The sequence below is a fragment of the Halomonas sp. 5021 genome (assembly GCF_036663435.1).
In the GTDB taxonomy this organism is placed as follows: domain Bacteria; phylum Pseudomonadota; class Gammaproteobacteria; order Pseudomonadales; family Halomonadaceae; genus Vreelandella; species Vreelandella janggokensis.
The window spans coordinates 190520-206874 of sequence record NZ_JAXOVU010000001.1; the positions used below are offsets into that span (position 1 = coordinate 190520).

Annotated in this window: 14 protein-coding genes; 11 read left to right on the forward strand and 3 right to left on the reverse strand. The window is 59.4% G+C overall.

Annotation, left to right across the window (positions count from 1 at the left end):
* Positions 1–7 precede the first annotated feature (7 nt).
* Entirely contained in the window at positions 8–712 is a 705-nt protein-coding gene (locus R3F64_RS00900) for an ABC transporter ATP-binding protein (RefSeq protein WP_085918027.1), read from the forward strand.
* Here R3F64_RS00900 and R3F64_RS00905 read toward each other — a convergent pair.
* Positions 709–1260 carry a DUF2062 domain-containing protein gene (locus R3F64_RS00905; protein WP_199283452.1) on the reverse strand — a complete coding sequence of 184 codons (552 nt, stop codon included), beginning with the start codon at positions 1258–1260 and terminating at the stop codon, positions 709–711. The two genes, R3F64_RS00900 and R3F64_RS00905, sit on opposite strands and share 4 nt — an antisense overlap.
* 97 nt (positions 1261–1357) lie before the next feature.
* Here R3F64_RS00905 and R3F64_RS00910 point away from each other — a divergent pair, with 97 nt between their 5' ends.
* From R3F64_RS00910 to murB, 7 genes are read left to right on the forward strand one after another with little or no spacing between them, the layout of a single operon-like run.
* On the forward strand, positions 1358–3628 hold the full coding sequence (locus R3F64_RS00910; RefSeq protein WP_332609214.1) for a DNA internalization-related competence protein ComEC/Rec2: 2271 nt from the start codon (positions 1358–1360) through the stop codon (positions 3626–3628).
* Positions 3629–3684: 56 nt separating this feature from the next.
* Positions 3685–5421 (forward strand): lipid A export permease/ATP-binding protein MsbA, encoded by a 1737-nt coding sequence (gene msbA / locus R3F64_RS00915; protein WP_332609217.1) that lies wholly within the window; start codon positions 3685–3687, stop codon positions 5419–5421.
* The gene (lpxK, locus tag R3F64_RS00920; RefSeq protein ID WP_085918031.1) at positions 5418–6413 is read left to right on the forward strand and encodes a tetraacyldisaccharide 4'-kinase; all 996 of its coding nucleotides are present in this window, start codon (positions 5418–5420) and stop codon (positions 6411–6413) included. Before msbA ends, lpxK begins: the two co-directional genes overlap by 4 nt.
* 16 nt (positions 6414–6429) lie before the next feature.
* On the forward strand, positions 6430–6639 hold the full coding sequence (locus R3F64_RS00925; RefSeq protein WP_085918032.1) for a Trm112 family protein: 210 nt from the start codon (positions 6430–6432) through the stop codon (positions 6637–6639).
* Positions 6640–7416, forward strand: a complete 777-nt coding sequence (gene kdsB, locus R3F64_RS00930) for a 3-deoxy-manno-octulosonate cytidylyltransferase (RefSeq protein ID WP_268901469.1) — start codon at positions 6640–6642, stop codon at positions 7414–7416.
* Between the two features lie 3 nt (positions 7417–7419).
* Positions 7420–7884: a low molecular weight protein-tyrosine-phosphatase gene (locus tag R3F64_RS00935; protein ID WP_085918034.1), complete on the forward strand. Its 465-nt coding sequence runs from the start codon at positions 7420–7422 to the stop codon at positions 7882–7884.
* Position 7885: 1 nt separating this feature from the next.
* Positions 7886–8902, forward strand: coding sequence for a UDP-N-acetylmuramate dehydrogenase (gene murB, locus R3F64_RS00940; protein ID WP_085918035.1), 1017 nt, complete (start codon positions 7886–7888; stop codon positions 8900–8902).
* A gap of 83 nt (positions 8903–8985) precedes the next feature.
* Here murB and rne read toward each other — a convergent pair whose 3' ends face one another.
* A complete protein-coding gene (rne, locus tag R3F64_RS00945) occupies positions 8986–12309 on the reverse strand; it encodes a ribonuclease E (protein ID WP_332609222.1) in 3324 nt (1107 codons plus the stop codon).
* 665 nt (positions 12310–12974) lie between these two features.
* Between rne and R3F64_RS00950 the strand changes: the two genes are divergently transcribed.
* The 3 genes from R3F64_RS00950 to sppA are packed head-to-tail and all read left to right on the forward strand — an operon-like array spanning position 12975 to position 15686.
* Positions 12975–13916 (forward strand): RluA family pseudouridine synthase, encoded by a 942-nt coding sequence (locus R3F64_RS00950; RefSeq protein ID WP_085918037.1) that lies wholly within the window; start codon positions 12975–12977, stop codon positions 13914–13916.
* A 9-nt stretch (positions 13917–13925) separates the two neighbouring features.
* Entirely contained in the window at positions 13926–14576 is a 651-nt protein-coding gene (locus tag R3F64_RS00955) for an HAD family hydrolase (protein ID WP_085918038.1), read from the forward strand.
* A 3-nt stretch (positions 14577–14579) separates the two neighbouring features.
* Positions 14580–15686: a signal peptide peptidase SppA gene (gene sppA / locus R3F64_RS00960; RefSeq protein WP_332609224.1), complete on the forward strand. Its 1107-nt coding sequence runs from the start codon at positions 14580–14582 to the stop codon at positions 15684–15686.
* Here the strand turns inward: sppA and R3F64_RS00965 are convergent.
* Positions 15674–16288: a Maf family protein gene (locus tag R3F64_RS00965; protein WP_332609226.1), complete on the reverse strand. Its 615-nt coding sequence runs from the start codon at positions 16286–16288 to the stop codon at positions 15674–15676. The genes sppA and R3F64_RS00965 overlap by 13 nt on opposite strands.
* Positions 16289–16355: the final 67 nt, after the last annotated feature.

A 16355-nucleotide genomic window follows, 5' to 3' on the forward strand; every position in this document is an offset into this window, starting at 1 on the left:
TGCCAACATGTCTGAGACGACATCGAATCAAGCCCCTGTAATGCTTAAATGCGAAGGGTTGACTCGCACTTACAGTGAAGGGCCGCAGGATTTAACCGTCCTCGATACCCTTGACCTTCAAGTGCATGCGGGCGAGCGCGTTGCCATTGTGGGTAGCTCAGGGTCGGGCAAGACGACACTGCTAAATTTGTTAGGTGGATTGGACCGGCCCACTAAAGGCGATGTCGTGATCGCGGATCAACCCCTGGCGGGTCTGAATGAGACGGCGCTGGGGCGTTTTCGCAACCGTTATATCGGCTTTGTCTATCAGTTCCACCACTTGCTGGCAGAGTTCACGGCGGTAGAAAACGCCGCGCTGCCGTTGATCATTCGCGGGCAAGCGAAAAAAACGGCCGAGCAGCGCGCCATGCAGATTTTGTCACGGGTGGGTATGCAGGACAGGGCCGATCATAAGCCGGGTGAATTATCCGGCGGGGAGCGCCAGCGGGTGGCCATTGCCCGCGCGCTGGTCACGGATCCCAGCTTGGTATTAATGGATGAGCCTACGGGGAATCTGGACCAGACCACCGCCGCCACGATTCTGGCGCTAATGGATGAGCTGGCGCGCGAAAGCGCCTGCGCCTTCGTGATTGTCACCCACGACATTGGCCTGGCGGGGCACCAGGATCGGATGATGAAACTGGATGGTGGAAAACTCGTACAGCAGCCCTAATCGTCGAATTCTGCTTCGACACGGGCCCGCCGCTGCCGCCTTTTTTGGCGGCGGCGCTTCCAGTGATGGGAAACGTGCCAGCGCCAGATCAAGCGGACGGCAATATTGGCCATTACCGCCAGGACCAGGGCTGACACCAGGGAGCCCAGCAGCAGGGCAGGCATGATGTTATGCATTTGTTCGGCCAGCCATTGTGTCGAAAGACGGGAAGGCGCCTCACGTGCAGGCGTATCCAGAAAAAAGGTACCAATCCAATAGTTACCGTAAAAAAATAGCGGCATGGTCAGTGGGTTGGTAATCCACACCAGGCCCACCGCAAGAGCAAGGTTGCAGCGGCTGAAGCGAGCACCTATGGCCGCTACCACCATTTGGCAAGGAATCGGCAGCATGGCGCAGAAAAGCCCCACGCTGAACGCATTGGCGACGCTGCGTCGCGTCAGTTGCCACAAACGCGGGTCGGCAATCAGCGGCGCCATGAAACGCAGCGACCGCTGACGCTTTAGCGTATCGGGCCTGGGCATATAGCGTTGAAAGAAACGGCGAGGCATGTCGGACACTCTTGCCTGTGAATGCCGCCCATTATCCATAAGGGACAGGGTTTCGGCTACGCCAAGGCGGTGATAAGGCGGTGCCAGGGAGGGCAATATGCGCATTGGGCTTGCGATGCCGGTTGCAGTGGCCGTGATGGCGGGAGCTGTTCTTGGCAGTTGGCTAGGGCCCGCCTGTAATACGCTGTGGCTGACCTCTGCGCTGGGCATTTTGCTGCTTGTCCTGGCGACAGTGCGTTTGCGCTATTGCCTCTGGCTGGCAATCGTCTGTTGGGGGGTGGTGGCCATCCAGTCCCAGTGGGCACGGCAATTACCCGTCGGCCTCTCCGGCGAGGATGTTCGGGTTGAAGGGCGTATTACTCAGACCCAGCAGATAAGCGGTGGCCTACGCCTGTTATTGAAGGTGGAGCGCTGTGAGGCACCGGATCTTCGGCCAGACTGCGAGCGCCTGCAAAGGGTTCGGGTCAGCGCATACGCCCTGGAGTCGCCGTTGCCTCAACCAGGCGAGCGCTGGATGATGACGCTGCGTTTGCGCCCGCCCAGCGGCTTTATGAACCCCGGTGCTTTCGACTATGCCCACTGGCTATGGCGCGAAGGTATCGATGCGACCGGCTATGTCCGACAGGAACCATCTGCTCAGCGGTTAACCGCTGCCTCGTTCTCACTACGTCAGCAAGCGCATGCCATGCTGGAAGAACAGCCGCTTTCGCCGCGCACCCGGCGTTGGCTGGCGGCGCTGACTTTGGGGCTGGGAGACCAGCTCACCCAGAGTGACTGGAAGCTGCTCAACGCCAGTGGCACGACCCACCTGGTCGTGATCTCCGGTTTGCATGTGGGGTTGGTGGCGTCTTTTGTTTTGCTGTTGGCGCGCCAGGCAGCACGCTGGATAACACCGGGTAACTGGCGCCTGCGAGCGTGGCCCTGGTGGCTATCGGCTGCAGCGGCCCTTGGTTATGCGCTGCTGGCGGGTATGGAGCCGCCGGCCATGCGCGCCATGATCATGAGCGTTGTGGGTCTCTGGGTGTTGAGTGGTCGCCACGCGCCGGGCCCCTGGCAAGGCTGGTGGCTGGCATTGGCCGCCGTATTGGTGATCGATCCCGTTGCCCTTTGGCGACCCGGGTTATGGCTATCGTTTGTGGCTGTTGCCTGGCTCATCATCATTTGGCAAGGCAGGCCACGCCCCCAAGGCCTGCGTGGATGGTGTTGGGCCGTGCTGCGGTCCCAATGTCTGCTGGCACCGTTGATGGCGGCGGCGGTGCTTGTCGCGTTTGGCCGGGTAGCACCGACGGCTCCCCTGATTAATCTTGTCGCCGTCCCCTTGATGAGCCTTTTCATGGTGCCGCTGGCGTTGTTGGGTTGGTTGTTGACGCCAGTGCCTTACGCGTCGACAGCGGCCTGGTGGTTGTTCGAGCAGGGGTTGGGTGGCTTTTACAGTGCCTTGGAGATGGCAGTGGTGCACTGGCCGCTATGGGAGCCGTCGCGCTACCTGCAACTGCCATGGGCATTGGGGCTTCTTGTGATGGCGTTATGCTGGGGGTTGCCCGGCACGGCCAGGTGGCTCAAGCGAGGGGCGCTTACCATTGTCATGTTGGTGCCTTTTTGGCCAGCGTCTCCTCGCCTCTCAGGCGATGACCTGCTTATCACCGTTTACGATGTGGGGCAGGGTCAACTGATAGAGCTGCGTAGCACCCATCAGCGGATGCTTGTGGACACGGGGCCGCGTTATCGCTCGGGATTTATGCCCCTTGAAACCCTATGGCCGCCGGGGCAGCACTTCGATCTGGTGCTTGTCAGCCATAGCGATAGTGACCACGCAGGGGGCGTGCAGGCGCTCCGCGACCAGCACCAGGTGGAGGAATGGCGTGCGCCTGCCCTGGAACCCCTTGCGGTGCAACGTCTTGACTGTCAACGGGGTGACGAGTGGCAGCGTGATGGCGCGCATTACCGCGTATTGTGGCCCAACGCGGACCAGGGCGAATCCTCGTCCAATGACCGGTCGTGCGTGCTGTCGGTTCAGGTGGGCCAACAGCAGGTGTTAATCACCGGCGATGTCGGCCGTCAGGTCGAGCGGCGGTTGATCGGAGATCTTAATTCACCCGTTACGGTATTGGTCGCTGGACACCACGGCAGCGCCTCGAGTTCGGGGCTGCAGTTCGTGCGGGCGGCCGATGCCCGGCATGTTATTTTTAGTGCCGGGCGCGATAACCCCTTTGGTCACCCCAATGACGACGTTGTGCGGCGTTTTCGCGAGCAAGGGAGCTGTTTATGGAATACCGCGCAAGATGGTGCCATCCAGTTACGCCTCTCACCCGGTGCCTCGCTTGAAATAAATCCCCTGCGGGAGTCGACGCCTCGACAGCGGTGTTGATGCGCAGCGCCATCAGGTAGAATTCCCCCACTGCACGCTATTGCTTAGGAGCTCGTGTGACTGAATCAGGCTGGGTCCTCTATAAACGTTTATTAAGCTATGTAAAGCCGCACTGGCGTGCCTTTAGCCTGGCGCTGGTGGGTTTTGTGATTTATGCCGCGTCAAGCACGGCGCTGGCGGAAATGATGAAACGCCTGATTGACGGCATCCAAGACCCCGACGCCTCGTTCCGGCTCTTCCTTCCGTTATTTGTCATCATCATGTTTTCCGCGCGGGGCATCGGAACCTTTCTGAGTACCTACTTCATGTCGTATGTCGGGCGCTATGTGATTCATACGCTGCGTTGCGATGTCTTTGCCCACATGCTCCACCTGCCGGGCATGTTTTTTGATCATCACTCCAGCGGTCATCTGGTGTCCCGGGTTACCTACCATGTGGAGCAAGTTGCGGGAGCCGCGACCAAAGCGTTTACCATCCTGCTACGTGAAGGCTTGTTCGTAATTGGCCTGCTGGGCTATTTGCTATGGACCAACTGGATGCTGACGCTGCTGTTTTTGGGCGTCACGCCGATTATTGCAGGCGTGGTGAGCTACGCCAGCAAGCGTTTTCGCAGGCTTTCCAAGCGTATTCAGCACTCCATGGGCGACGTGACCCATGTGGCCTCCGAAGCGCTTTCGGGTCACCGGGTGGTTCGCACCCATGGCGCGGAAATGTATGAAAAGCAGCGTTTCGAGCGCGTCAGCGAAGAGAATCGCCGACAAAGCATGAAGGAAGCGATGACGCGTGCCATCAGCTCACCGGTGATTTTGATTCTGGTGGCGATCTCGATGGCCATTCTTGTCTGGCTGGCCATGGCGCCCTCACTGATGGCCAGTATGACGCCGGGTGAATTTGTCGCCTTTATTACCGCGGCCGCCCTGATGATCAAGCCGGTTCGTCAGCTGTCGGAAATCAACAGCGAAATCCAGAAAGGGATAGCCGCCGCCGCCGAACTGTTCGGCCTGCTGGATGAGGCCCCCGAAAGCGATAGCGGTACGTATCGGGTCGAACGATTGGCGGGTCGCGTCAAGCTCGAAAACGTCAGTTTCCGCTATGCCGATGATCAGCCCTATGTTCTTCAAGATATCAATCTTGATGTGGCAGCCGGCGAGATGGTGGCGATTGTGGGGCGGTCCGGCAGCGGCAAGTCGACCCTGGTGAGCTTGCTGCCGCGCTTTTACCATGCCAGTGAGGGGCACATCACCATCGATGATGTGCCCCTGGACGATTATGCGTTACGCCCCCTGCGTCAGCAAATGGCACTGGTCTCCCAGCAGGTTACGCTGTTCAATGCCTCGATTACCGAGAACATCGCTTACGGCGTGGATAATCCGGACCCTGCGGCGGTCAAGTCGGCGGCTGAAGCCGCCTATGCAGATGAGTTTATCGACCAGCTTCCCCAGGGCTATGACACGGTGGTAGGGGAAAACGGCGTGATGCTGTCAGGCGGTCAGCGCCAGCGGTTGGCCATTGCGCGGGCGATATTCAAGGATGCCCCGTTACTGATTCTGGATGAGGCCACCTCCGCCCTGGATACCGAATCAGAGCGTTACATCCAAAAGGCGCTCGAAGATGTCTGCCAGGGTCGCACGACCCTGGTGATTGCCCACCGGTTGTCTACCATTGAGCGCGCCGATCGGATTATCGTCATGGATCAGGGACGCATTATTGAGCAGGGCAGTCATCAAACCCTGCTGGCGGCAGGCGGTGCCTACGCGGCGCTGCACCAGCTGCAATTTCAGGAGCCCCAGTGAAGCTTGCCGACCGCTGGCTTGTGGGTGCCTACCAAGGTAGCTGCTGGCTATGGCCTTTGCGGCCCTTGGGTAAGCTATATCAATGGCTGATGCAGCGACGGGCGCGCCAGTTTCAGACTGGCAGGCGACGCGCATGGCGGGCGCCGGTGCCGGTCATCATTGTGGGTAATATCACCCTGGGCGGTACGGGTAAATCCCCGCTGGTGGCATGGTTGGGTAACCGGTTGGCAGCGCAAGGCTGGTCGCCGGGTATCGTGTCACGCGGCTATGGGGGGAGTGCCGAACGCTACCCACTGCGGGTAACGCCGACCACGCCGGTAAGCGAGAGCGGCGATGAGCCGCTGATGCTGGCCCAGCAGACGGGGCTTCCGGTCATGGTCGACCCACAGCGTGCCCGAGCGGTGGAGGCACTTGTCCAGGCGGGCTGCGATCTGATTATCAGCGATGATGGCTTGCAGCATCTCCACCTGGCGCGCGATATTGAATTGGTGGTGATTGATGGCGCACGTGGACTGGGAAATGGTCATTGCCTGCCGGCAGGCCCGCTGCGCGAACCGCCAGACCGGTTGAAGAGTGTCGATGCCGTCATCGTGAATGGCGTCAACACTTGTGAGTTGCCGGTAGCGGCCGTCAAGATGCACCTGGGGCCATGCAGCTGGCGCCGACTTGACGATGGTCAGCGGTTTCCGCTGGCACCGCTGCCGTTTGAAGCCCCGGTGAACGGGCTGGCTGCCATTGGTAATCCCCAGCGTTTTTTTGCGGCATTGACATCACTGGGGGTAACAGGCGAGTGGCATCCGCTGGCGGATCATCAGCCGTTGACCGAGACATTGCTGAACCAGTGGAGAGGGCGTCCGCTGGTGATGACCGCCAAGGATGCCGTGAAATGTCAGGCGTTCGCCCCGCCGGATAGTTGGGTTCTCGATGTGGAAGCCGTGCTTCCACCTGATTTTGAGCATTGGCTGACAGGCAAGCTGTCAGCGCTTACATGAGACAGGAGAAACGCTCATGGATAAGGAACTGCTGGCAATGTTGGTCTGCCCGCTGTGTCAAGGCAAGTTGCATTTCGACCGCGAGGCCCAGGAGCTGCATTGTGTTTACGATGGCCTGGCCTATCAGATTGAAGACGGCATTCCGGTGATGTTGCCGGAGGCGGCGCGTGCGCTGGATGTCGATGAAAAACTTCCTCCGTCACCAGGCCGCAAAGGAGAGGGGTGAATGGCATTGTCGTTTACCGTGGTGATTCCCGCCCGTTATGGTTCGAGCCGATTACCGGGCAAGCCACTGCTGGATATTGCGGGAGAGCCGATGATTGCCCATGTCTGGCGACGCGCCTGCCAGAGCCGCGCCAGCCGTATCGTGGTGGCCACCGACGATGCACGTATTCGGACGGCCATGGAGCCTTACGGCGCCGAGGTCGTCATGACACGCGAGGACCATGCTTCCGGAACCGACCGGCTGGCCGAGGTTGCCGACCAGTTGGCGTTGGATGAGTCGGCGCTGGTGGTCAATGTCCAGGGGGACGAACCCTTGATTCCCCCGGCGCTGATCAATCAGGTGGCCGAGCGTTTGGCGGACGATGATCAGGCCTCCATCGCGACACTGGCGGAACCGATTGCGGATATCGATGCACTGTTCAACCCCAATGTCGTCAAGGTGGTGCGTTCATTTCAGGGGCGGGCGCTGTACTTTTCCCGGGCACCGATTCCCTGGGATCGTGAACATTTTTCGCAGCCGCCTACGGGGCTCAATACCGATGCGTGGCTACGCCATATCGGCCTCTATGCCTATCGAGTCAGCTTCCTGCATGCCTATTGCGACTGGCCTGCATCAAGCCTCGAGCAGCTCGAGCAGCTCGAGCAGCTGCGCGCACTGCAGTATGGCCATACGATTCAGGTTGCGTTGGCCTGTGATTTGAACCCGGCCGGGGTCGATACCGCTGAAGATCTAGCCCGTGTGCGCGCGTTATTGGCGCCAACACAGCAGAAGGAGTGAATCGTGAAGGTGCTGTTCGTTTGCTTAGGTAATATCTGCCGCTCGCCAACGGCTGAAGGCGTGTTTCGCCGCGCGCTGGCGCGCGCCGGATATCAGGATCGCGTGGTCGTCGACTCCTGTGGCGTGGGGCGTTGGCATGTAGGCAATGCGCCCGACCCGCGTGCGCAGGCAGCGGCAGAACAGCGAGGTATCGATATCAGCGGTTTGAGGGCTCGCCAATTGCAAGCTCAGGATTTCGCTGACTTCGACTATGTGCTGGGGATGGATCGCGACAATCTTCGCGCGATGCTCGCCATGAAACCTGCGCACGCCAATGCCCATGTGGGGCTGTTTCTGGACTTTGCCGACCTGGCGGAAAGCGAGGTACCGGACCCTTACTACGGTGGCGATGAAGGCTTCGAGCGGGTGTTCAACCTGCTTGAGACTGCTGCCGAAGGTCTGGTTGAGCATATCCAGCGTGAACACTGAAATGAGCACAGTGTCAGTCCAGCGAGAAGTCGATCTGAGTGATGCCAATACGCTGCGTCTCCCGTGTGTGGCCGAACGGTACGCGGCGCCTCGCACGCTGGCTCAATTGCAGCAGGTGCTTGCCCAATCCAGACAAGAAGGGTGGTCGGTAACCGTGCTGGGCGGCGGTAGTAATGTGCTGTTGCCAGCCCGGCTCAGCGGCATTGTGCTTCGACCATTGCTTGAACAGTGGTGGCTTCAAGCGCGGGGCGATCAACTGTTTGTTCATGTGGGCGCGGGCGTGAACTGGCACCGACTGGTCATGTCTCTGGCAGCATCCGGGGTATGGGGCACCGAAAACCTCGCCCTGATACCTGGTGATTGTGGCGCAGCCCCGGTGCAAAATATCGGTGCCTACGGGGTAGAGCTGGCGGATAGGCTCGACGCGGTGCAGGTGGTTGATCGGACGACCGGGGAGGTGCGCTGGTTGAGCCGCGATGCCTGCCAGTTCGGCTATCGCGATAGTATCTTCAAAGGCGCACTGGCGGAAACGGTCATTATTACCCGGCTGGTGCTGCGACTGTCCCGTGAGCCCCTGGTCACGCTGGGCTATGGGGACTTGGCAACAAGGGTGCCGGCGTCACCTACGCCGCTGGCAGTGGCCAACGCAGTATGCGACATCCGCCGTGAAAAGCTACCGGACCCTGAAGAACTGGCCAATGCGGGCAGCTTTTTCAAAAACCCGTTTGTGACCGATCAACTGGCCGCGACGCTACGCCAGCGCTACCCTGAGATGCCCTGTTTTCCTCAAGGTAACGGGCAAACGAAGCTGGCAGCAGGTTGGTTAATTGACCAGTGCGGCTTAAAAGGATTTCGTCAGGGGGCGTTTGCGGTTCACGAGCGTCAAGCGCTGGTACTGGTCCATTTCGGCGGCGGGAACCGCCAGGGCCTGCTGGCGTTGGCCAATACGGTCGCTGAGCGGGTGGCTGAACGCTTTGCTGTCAGGCTAACCCCGGAGCCGCGTCTGATCACGGGATGATCCGTTTCGGTTGCACACAAAAAACGCCCCGCCGTTAACAACGGCGGGGCGTTTGTTTTGGTGCCGCTCGGCTGACTTGGTCGTTAGTCGGCGTTCTTGTCGTTTGCCTGCTGCTTGCGTTTCTCGCGCGGGTCATTATGTGCCCGGCTGCGACGACGGCGCGGTTTTGCGGCTTCTTTAGCCACTGCTTCGCTGTCGGGCGCTGCTTGCTGCGCAGGTTGCGACGGCGTTTCAGCCGCTGGTTCCGTGGCTGGTGCCTGCTCAGGCGAGGTTTTCACAGCAGTGTCTTTTTCAGTAGCGCCTGGCTCAGCAGGGCTATCTTCGACTTCCGCTTCAGGACTCGCTTTAACAGGTTCTTCAGCACTTACTTCAGGTGCGTTTTCTTCAGAAGTGCTTTCTTGAGAAGCGCTTTGCTCAGGTGCCTTCTCCGACGCCTCGGGCGCTGACGCGGCTTGCTCGCCATCGTTGTCCTGCGGCGTCTGCGCTGTCGGCTGCTCGCTTACCTCAGCCGTTTCGTCGCTGGCGGCTGGCTTGGAGGCGGCCTCTGAGGTGTTGTCCTCAGGCGCGTCTGTACCGGCAGTCTGCTCCGGCGCTGTTGTTGAAGACGTGTTAGCACCCGCCTGATCAGCGATGGGGTCAGCCTTGGGCGTCTCTTCCGTTACCGATGCCTGGGCTGCTGGCGCTTCGGCGGCCTCGGAGGGGGTGGAAGCCTCCTCCTCTGATACAGTCGCTTGGTCTTGTGAGGGCACTGCGTCAGTGCCTTCATTCGATGCCGTATCGCCACCTTTCGAACGCGAATTGCGTTTTGGCTGACGCCGTTGCTGCGTCGACTTGCGGGCCTTGGCCGCATTATCGGCAGGGCTTTCAGCCGTTGTGGTTGGCGCCTCGTCGACTGAATCAGCGATGCTATCTACTGAAGAGGAGGTTGCTTCCTGTTCAGCGGGCGGTTGCTTGGCCGTGTCCGCTGGCGCAGCGGCCGTTGGCTGAGTTGCCTGCGATGCAGTCTCGGTGGTCGCGTGGTTATCTGCTTGGCGCTCGTTGCCGTTGCCTGTCACCGCGTCATTTGATGCATTATCCGACTCGCTGGGGGCCTTGGCAGCCTCTTCCTGAAGTTTTAGCTGCTCGGCTTCGGCCTTCGGATTGATGGCCTGCTGACGCGTGCGCTGGCGCGGGTTGTTACGCGTGCGCTTGGGCTTGCCGTCATCCTGCTTGGCCGTCGGCGTATCGGCGTTGGCCTTGGCAGCGTTTTTGGTGTCGCTGGCATTGGCATTCGCATTCGCGTCACTGGCATTGCGAGAGGTGTCACGGTTCGACTCGCGACGGGCTTTGGGGGGTGCGCTTTTGCCTGCTGTATCGCTGTCGCTGCCCTTGGCAGAACTTGCCTGAGCAGTGTCCTTCTGACGGTTTGGCTTTTTGTCATTGCCCTGTGCGCTGTTGCCATCATCTTGCTGGGGATGGCGGCGACGGTTGCGGGTCCGGCTTGGGCCGTTACGCTTTTCGTCGGTCTCGTTGCCGGTACTGCGCTGGGCATTGCCCGTATTGCTCTTGGCCGCACTATCGCTGCGCTGCCGGTTGGGTTGCGTCTCTTCACGGCGAGCGGAGGGTGTGCGTTCGGTTTTGCGCGGCGCGGCTGGTTCTGACGGCTTCTTGGTCTGGTCAGTGGGCGTAGGGCGCTGTTCATCGCTACCCAGCCATTTGGCAACGCCGCGCATGAAGCGACCCAGCATGCTGGCATCGCTGGTGTTGCTTTCAGGTGCCGGGCTTTCCGGGCTTGGTTCATGCTGCAACGAGGCAGGAGCAGGGGCGTTGTGGGCAACGCTTTTAACCGCCGCTTCAGCCCGCTGGGCAGGGGGGACAAAGCTTGGCGCCGGTTCTTTGCCGATGTCGCTCTCCGTGGACAGCTCAAAGCTTGAGAGCGTTTGGCTGTCGTCTTCGTCGAGGTGGTCATCGCGGAGACGCTGCACATCGTAATGGGGGGTATCCATTTCCGGGTTGGGCAGCAGAACGACGCGAACGCCCTGGCGGGATTCGATGTCGGCCAGCACACTACGCTTTTCGTTAAGCAGGTAGGTTGCCACAGGGACTGGCAAGATAGCCCGTATTTGCGCGCTGCGCTCTTTCATGGCCTCTTCTTCGATCAGGCGCATGATGGATAGCGAGAGCGAGCGGACATCGCGAATGGTGCCTTGACCGTTGCAGCGCGGGCAGACCACGCCGCTGGTTTCGCCCAGTGAAGGACGCAGCCGCTGACGTGACATTTCCATCAGGCCAAAGCGAGAGATGCGGCCGATTTGTACCCGTGCCCGGTCAAGCTTGAGGGCATCGCGCATACGATTTTCAACTTCACGCTGGTTGCGGGCGGGCCCCATGTCGATAAAGTCGATGACCACCAGGCCGCCAATGTCGCGCAGGCGTAGCTGACGAGCGATTTCATCGGCGGCTTCTGAATTGGTTTGCAGCGCGGTTTCTTCAATATCGCTGCCACGTGTGGCGCGGGCCGAGTTGATATCGATGGATACCAGGGCTTCGGTATGGTCGATAACGATCGATCCACCGGACGGCAGTTTGACTTCGCGCTGGTAGGCCGTTTCGATTTGCGATTCGATCTGGAAACGCGAGAACAGCGGCACTTCATCGGCGTAAAGCTTGATCTTCTGCTGGTAAGACGGCATCACCTGACGAATGAAGGCGAGCGCTTCTGCGTGTATCTCGGGGCTGTCGATCAAGACTTCGCCGATGTCCTGGCGCAAGTAGTCCCGCATCGCGCGAATGATTACGTTGGATTCGCGGTAGATAAGGAAGGGGGCGGCGCGTTTACCCGCTTCGGTAGTGATCGACTCCCATACCTGAACGAGGTAGTCCAGGTCCCATTGCAGTTCTTCAGGGCTCCGGCCGATGCCAGCGGTGCGCACGATCAGGCCCATTTTATCGGGTACGGTAAGGTGGCCCATGGCCTCTTTCAATTCGCTACGCTCGTCGCCTTCGATACGGCGTGAGATGCCGCCGGCGCGCGGATTGTTAGGCATCAGCACCAGAAAGCGCCCGGCCAGACTGATGAAGGTGGTTAACGCTGCACCTTTATTGCCGCGCTCTTCCTTATCGACCTGGACAATGACTTCCTGGCCCTCTTTGAGTACTTCCTTGATGCTCGGACGGCCGGAAACATCCTTGATGAAATATTCCCGCGAGATTTCCTTTAACGGTAGAAAACCATGACGTTCGGCGCCGAAATCAACGAAGGCTGCTTCCAGTGAGGGTTCAACACGAGTGATCTTGCCACGATAAATATTGGCTTTTTTCTGCTCTCTTGCGCCGGACTCGATATCCAGATCATACAACCGTTGTCCATCAACCAGAGCGACGCGCAGCTCTTCAGGCTGGGTCGCATTGATTAGCATTCTTTTCATAATGTCTCGCATAGCGTAGCGTGCCGACGAACCACCTTGGGGGTGATGTGGCGAACCGCTGGGTGCTGCGTGCTTGTGCTCGGCGCATAGCGATGCTGACGCATTTTACCAGGACGGCATGATCGCCGACCTGGCTAATTAGGCGTTGAGTACGTGGCGGAGGCAAGACATGTTTCGGTGGCTGTCACGTCCATCCGGCCCTGCTGACACCGCCAACACCTGGCATTCATCGATTCACCAACACCGTCATCGGCACGGTGTTGAACTTTGTCGTCTTAAGCAGGCAGCGCGTTGTGACGTTTCAGCCTGGCTACTTAGGACGTGGCGTTTTAAGCGATTGCCCACCGTTCAGGGTTGGGCACAATCTTGTCTGCCGTATGGAAAACGGGCGGCAGAGTTACTGCATTTTTTTACGGCGAGGGGTGGGTAATGCGTACACTGAACCACGCCTCTTGCTTCGGCCTGCGTGTTAGTCGGGCAGGCGCTGGCCAAACATCATCTTGATACCATCAATTAGCTTAATGACAACGCGATGCTATCAATGATCTCTATCAGCCGGTAAGCGCTTTGGAATATAACAGTAAAGCAAACGACCAGCAATTGACGCATTGGTGTTGGGTCTACGGTAGAATGCCGTTTTAGCCTATCAGCAGGAGTGCGCGGCAATGGCCGAAGGGCGCGAAGTACAGTGGGTGGAAATTGCCCAGGAACAATCTGGCCAGCGAATTGATAATTTTTTGATGACCCGCCTTAAAGGCGCGCCGCGTGCGTTGATTTACCGGATCGTGCGCAAGGGTGAGGTGCGAGTGAATAAAAAACGCATCAAGGTCGATTACCGGCTTCAGCCGGGCGACCTGGTGCGCATTCCACCGCTTCGTCTGGCGCCCCGCGAGGCGGTCAAGGAAGTCAGCGATAATTTGCGTGATCTGCTTGTCGGCAGCGTCATTATGGAGGGGCCGGACTGGATGGTGCTCAATAAGCCGTCAGGGCTCGCCGTCCATGGCGGCAGTGGGGTTAAAATCGGCCTGATCGAGGCGCTTCGTCAGGTGCGCGACGACCTGACGTTTTTAGAACTGGTGCACCGTTTGGACCGCGATACCTCGGGCTGCCTGCTGCTGGCCAAATCCCGCGATGCGCTTGTCACCCTGAACGAGTCACTGAAAAAACACGGCATGGACAAGCGCTATCTGGCGCTGGTGGCAGGCCGCTGGCCGGCACGTAAGACCTACGAAAGCGCCCGTCTGGATCGCTATGACGCGGGCAACGGCGAGCGGCGTGTCAGGGTGGATCCCGATGGTAAGGTGTCGCGCACGCACTTCGCGGTTGTCGAGACGTTTGAAAAAGCCACGCTTATCGAGGCCGAGCCGGTGACCGGGCGGACGCATCAAATCCGTGTGCATGCCGCGCATGCCGGTCACGCGCTGCTCGGGGATGACAAGTATGCCAATCGAGAGAGCGGCCTGCTTACCAAGCAGCTCGGGCTTGGCCGACTATTTTTGCATGCCCGCGCACTGACCTTTCCTGAGCCTTCCAATGGACGTCCTGTAACGGTCAAGGCGCCGCTGCCTGAGGCGCTGGAAGACACACTTAATCGCGTGCGCCGATAAGGAGTTCCCATGCGCTATGAACTGGTCATCTTTGATTGGGACGGTACGCTGATGGATTCGGTGCCGCGTATCGTGTCGTGCATGCAGACGGCGGGTATCGAAGCGGGATTGGGTACGCTTCCCCAGGCGGATATCGAGAACATCATCGGTCTGGGATTGCCTGAAGCCATTGAAACGCTTTGCCCGGGTATATCGCCAGAGCAGGCCGAGCGTCTCCGCCAAGGCTACGCGCATCAATTTGTGCATGTGGATACCACTCCCATGCGATTTTTCGCTGGTGTGGAAGATCATTTGGCGCGCCTTCGGTTAAATGAGGCGCAGCGACTGGCGGTCGCGACAGGCAAAAGTCGCCGTGGTCTGGACCGGATTTTCCAGGAGACGGGTAGCCTCGACTGGTTTCACGCCAGCCGCACCGCCGACGAAACACGTTCCAAGCCTCACCCGCAAATGCTGCAGGAATTGCTCGACGAGCTATCGGTGCCTGCTGAGCGGGCGGTCATGGTGGGGGATACCGAGTATGACCTGGAAATGGCTCGATCGCTCGGTATGCCTCGCGTCGGCGTCAGTTATGGCGTTCATTCCCCTGAGCGCCTGGCGGCTAGCCAGCCGCATGAGATCGTGCACAGCGTTGATGAACTTTTTACCTGGCTACAGGGGTAAGTGATGAAGGATGATGATTCCCGCAGCAACATGAACAACGATGCATCGCCATCGTCCGAGCAACAAAAGATGGCAGATCGTTGGACCCAGGGCCCCGAAGTGCCCCCAAACAAGGGAAATGAGGAGGCGGGGCAGCCCGGTGACGACGCTGATACGCTGCGCGAGCGCCAGCGGTTGGCGCAGATCGAGATGATGGATCACTGGATTGGCGGCGTGTTGGCAGAGCAGCGGCGCTCGCGTCGTTGGAAGCTGTTTTTTCGTCTGCTGATGCTGACCCTGTTCGCGGTGGCGCTGGGGCTGGGTATATACCGTTTCTATGCCCCGTCGGAAGCGACGCCCGCTGCCGCGCACCTCGCCAGAGTGGACGTTAACGGCGTGATCGCCGCGGACGCGCCAGCCAATGCTGAACGTATCATTGAAGGGCTGCGCAACGCCTGGGACGCCGATAGCGCCGAGGCCATTGTGCTGCATATCAACAGCCCGGGCGGCAGTCCTGTGCAGTCACAGCGCATTTATTCGGAAATCATGCGGTTACGGGAGTCGGGCGATAAACCCATTGTGGCCGTCATTGAAGATATTGGTGCCAGTGGTGCTTATTACATAGCGGCGGCGGCTGATGACATCGTCGCATCCCCGGTGAGTCTGGTCGGTTCGATTGGCGTTATATACGCCGGTTTTGGCCTGGAAGAGGCCATTGACCGCGTGGGCATCGAGCGGCGGGTGTTGACGGCAGGTGATAACAAGGCGTTTCTGGATCCTTTTCAGCCCTTTGATGAGGAAGATGAGGCGTTTTGGCAGAGCGTACTCGAAAGCACCCACCAGCAGTTTATTGATGATGTAAAAGCGGGACGCGGAGATCGCTTGAGCGATAACGACGATTTGTTCAGTGGCCTTGTCTGGAGTGGCGCGCAGGCCCAGACGCTGGGGTTGGTCGACCAGCTGGGTAGTATCGATGATGTTGCCCGTGAGTACAGCGATGAGGCTGAGTGGCAAAACTACACGCCGAGCCTGGATCCGTTTGATCGGCTGACCCGGCGCTTCACTCAGACGGCCGCTCGACTGCTGGGGGTCGATACATCCCCTTCGCCGCTGCGCTTTCAGTCACCCTGAAGAAGGTTGGCGCCAAGCGGGTCGAGGCCCGCTTGGCGTAGCATGTCGCAAAGGGCGATCAAGGGTAACCCCATCAGGGCGTTGGGATCGCGTCCCTCAAGGCGTTCGAACAGCGCGATGCCCAGACCCTCCATGCGAAAGCTTCCAGCGCTATCAAGCGGCTGCTCTTTAGCGACGTAAACGCTTATTTCCTCTTGGCTCAGCTGTCGGAAGACAACCTCGAAGGGCTCTACGTGGACCCTGTGAGATTTGTGTCGGGTGTCAAGCAGGGCTAAGCCGGTAAGGAAGGTCACCCGTTGACCGGAAAAGCGGTTGAGATTGTGTTCGGCACGCTCGCTGGTGTGCGGCTTGCCCAGGATGTCGCCCTCAAAGACGGCAATCTGGTCAGAGCCGATGATCAAGTGGTCGTTAAACCGGTCAGCCACGGCGTTGGCTTTGCTTAACGCCAGGCGATGCACCAACCGCTGCGGCGTTTCACCCATTTGCGGTGTTTCGTCAATGTCGGGCGAAAAGCATTGATAAGGCAATTGCAGTCGGTCGAGCAGTGCGCGGCGCGAACGCGAGCTTGAAGCCAGCACCAGCGCAGGTGTTGCGTTAGACATGCGTTTTTCCTTCGTAAGGTAAGTGGCTTTTGCGGTCAATGGGCCTGATGGATGCCCAGTTTACCGA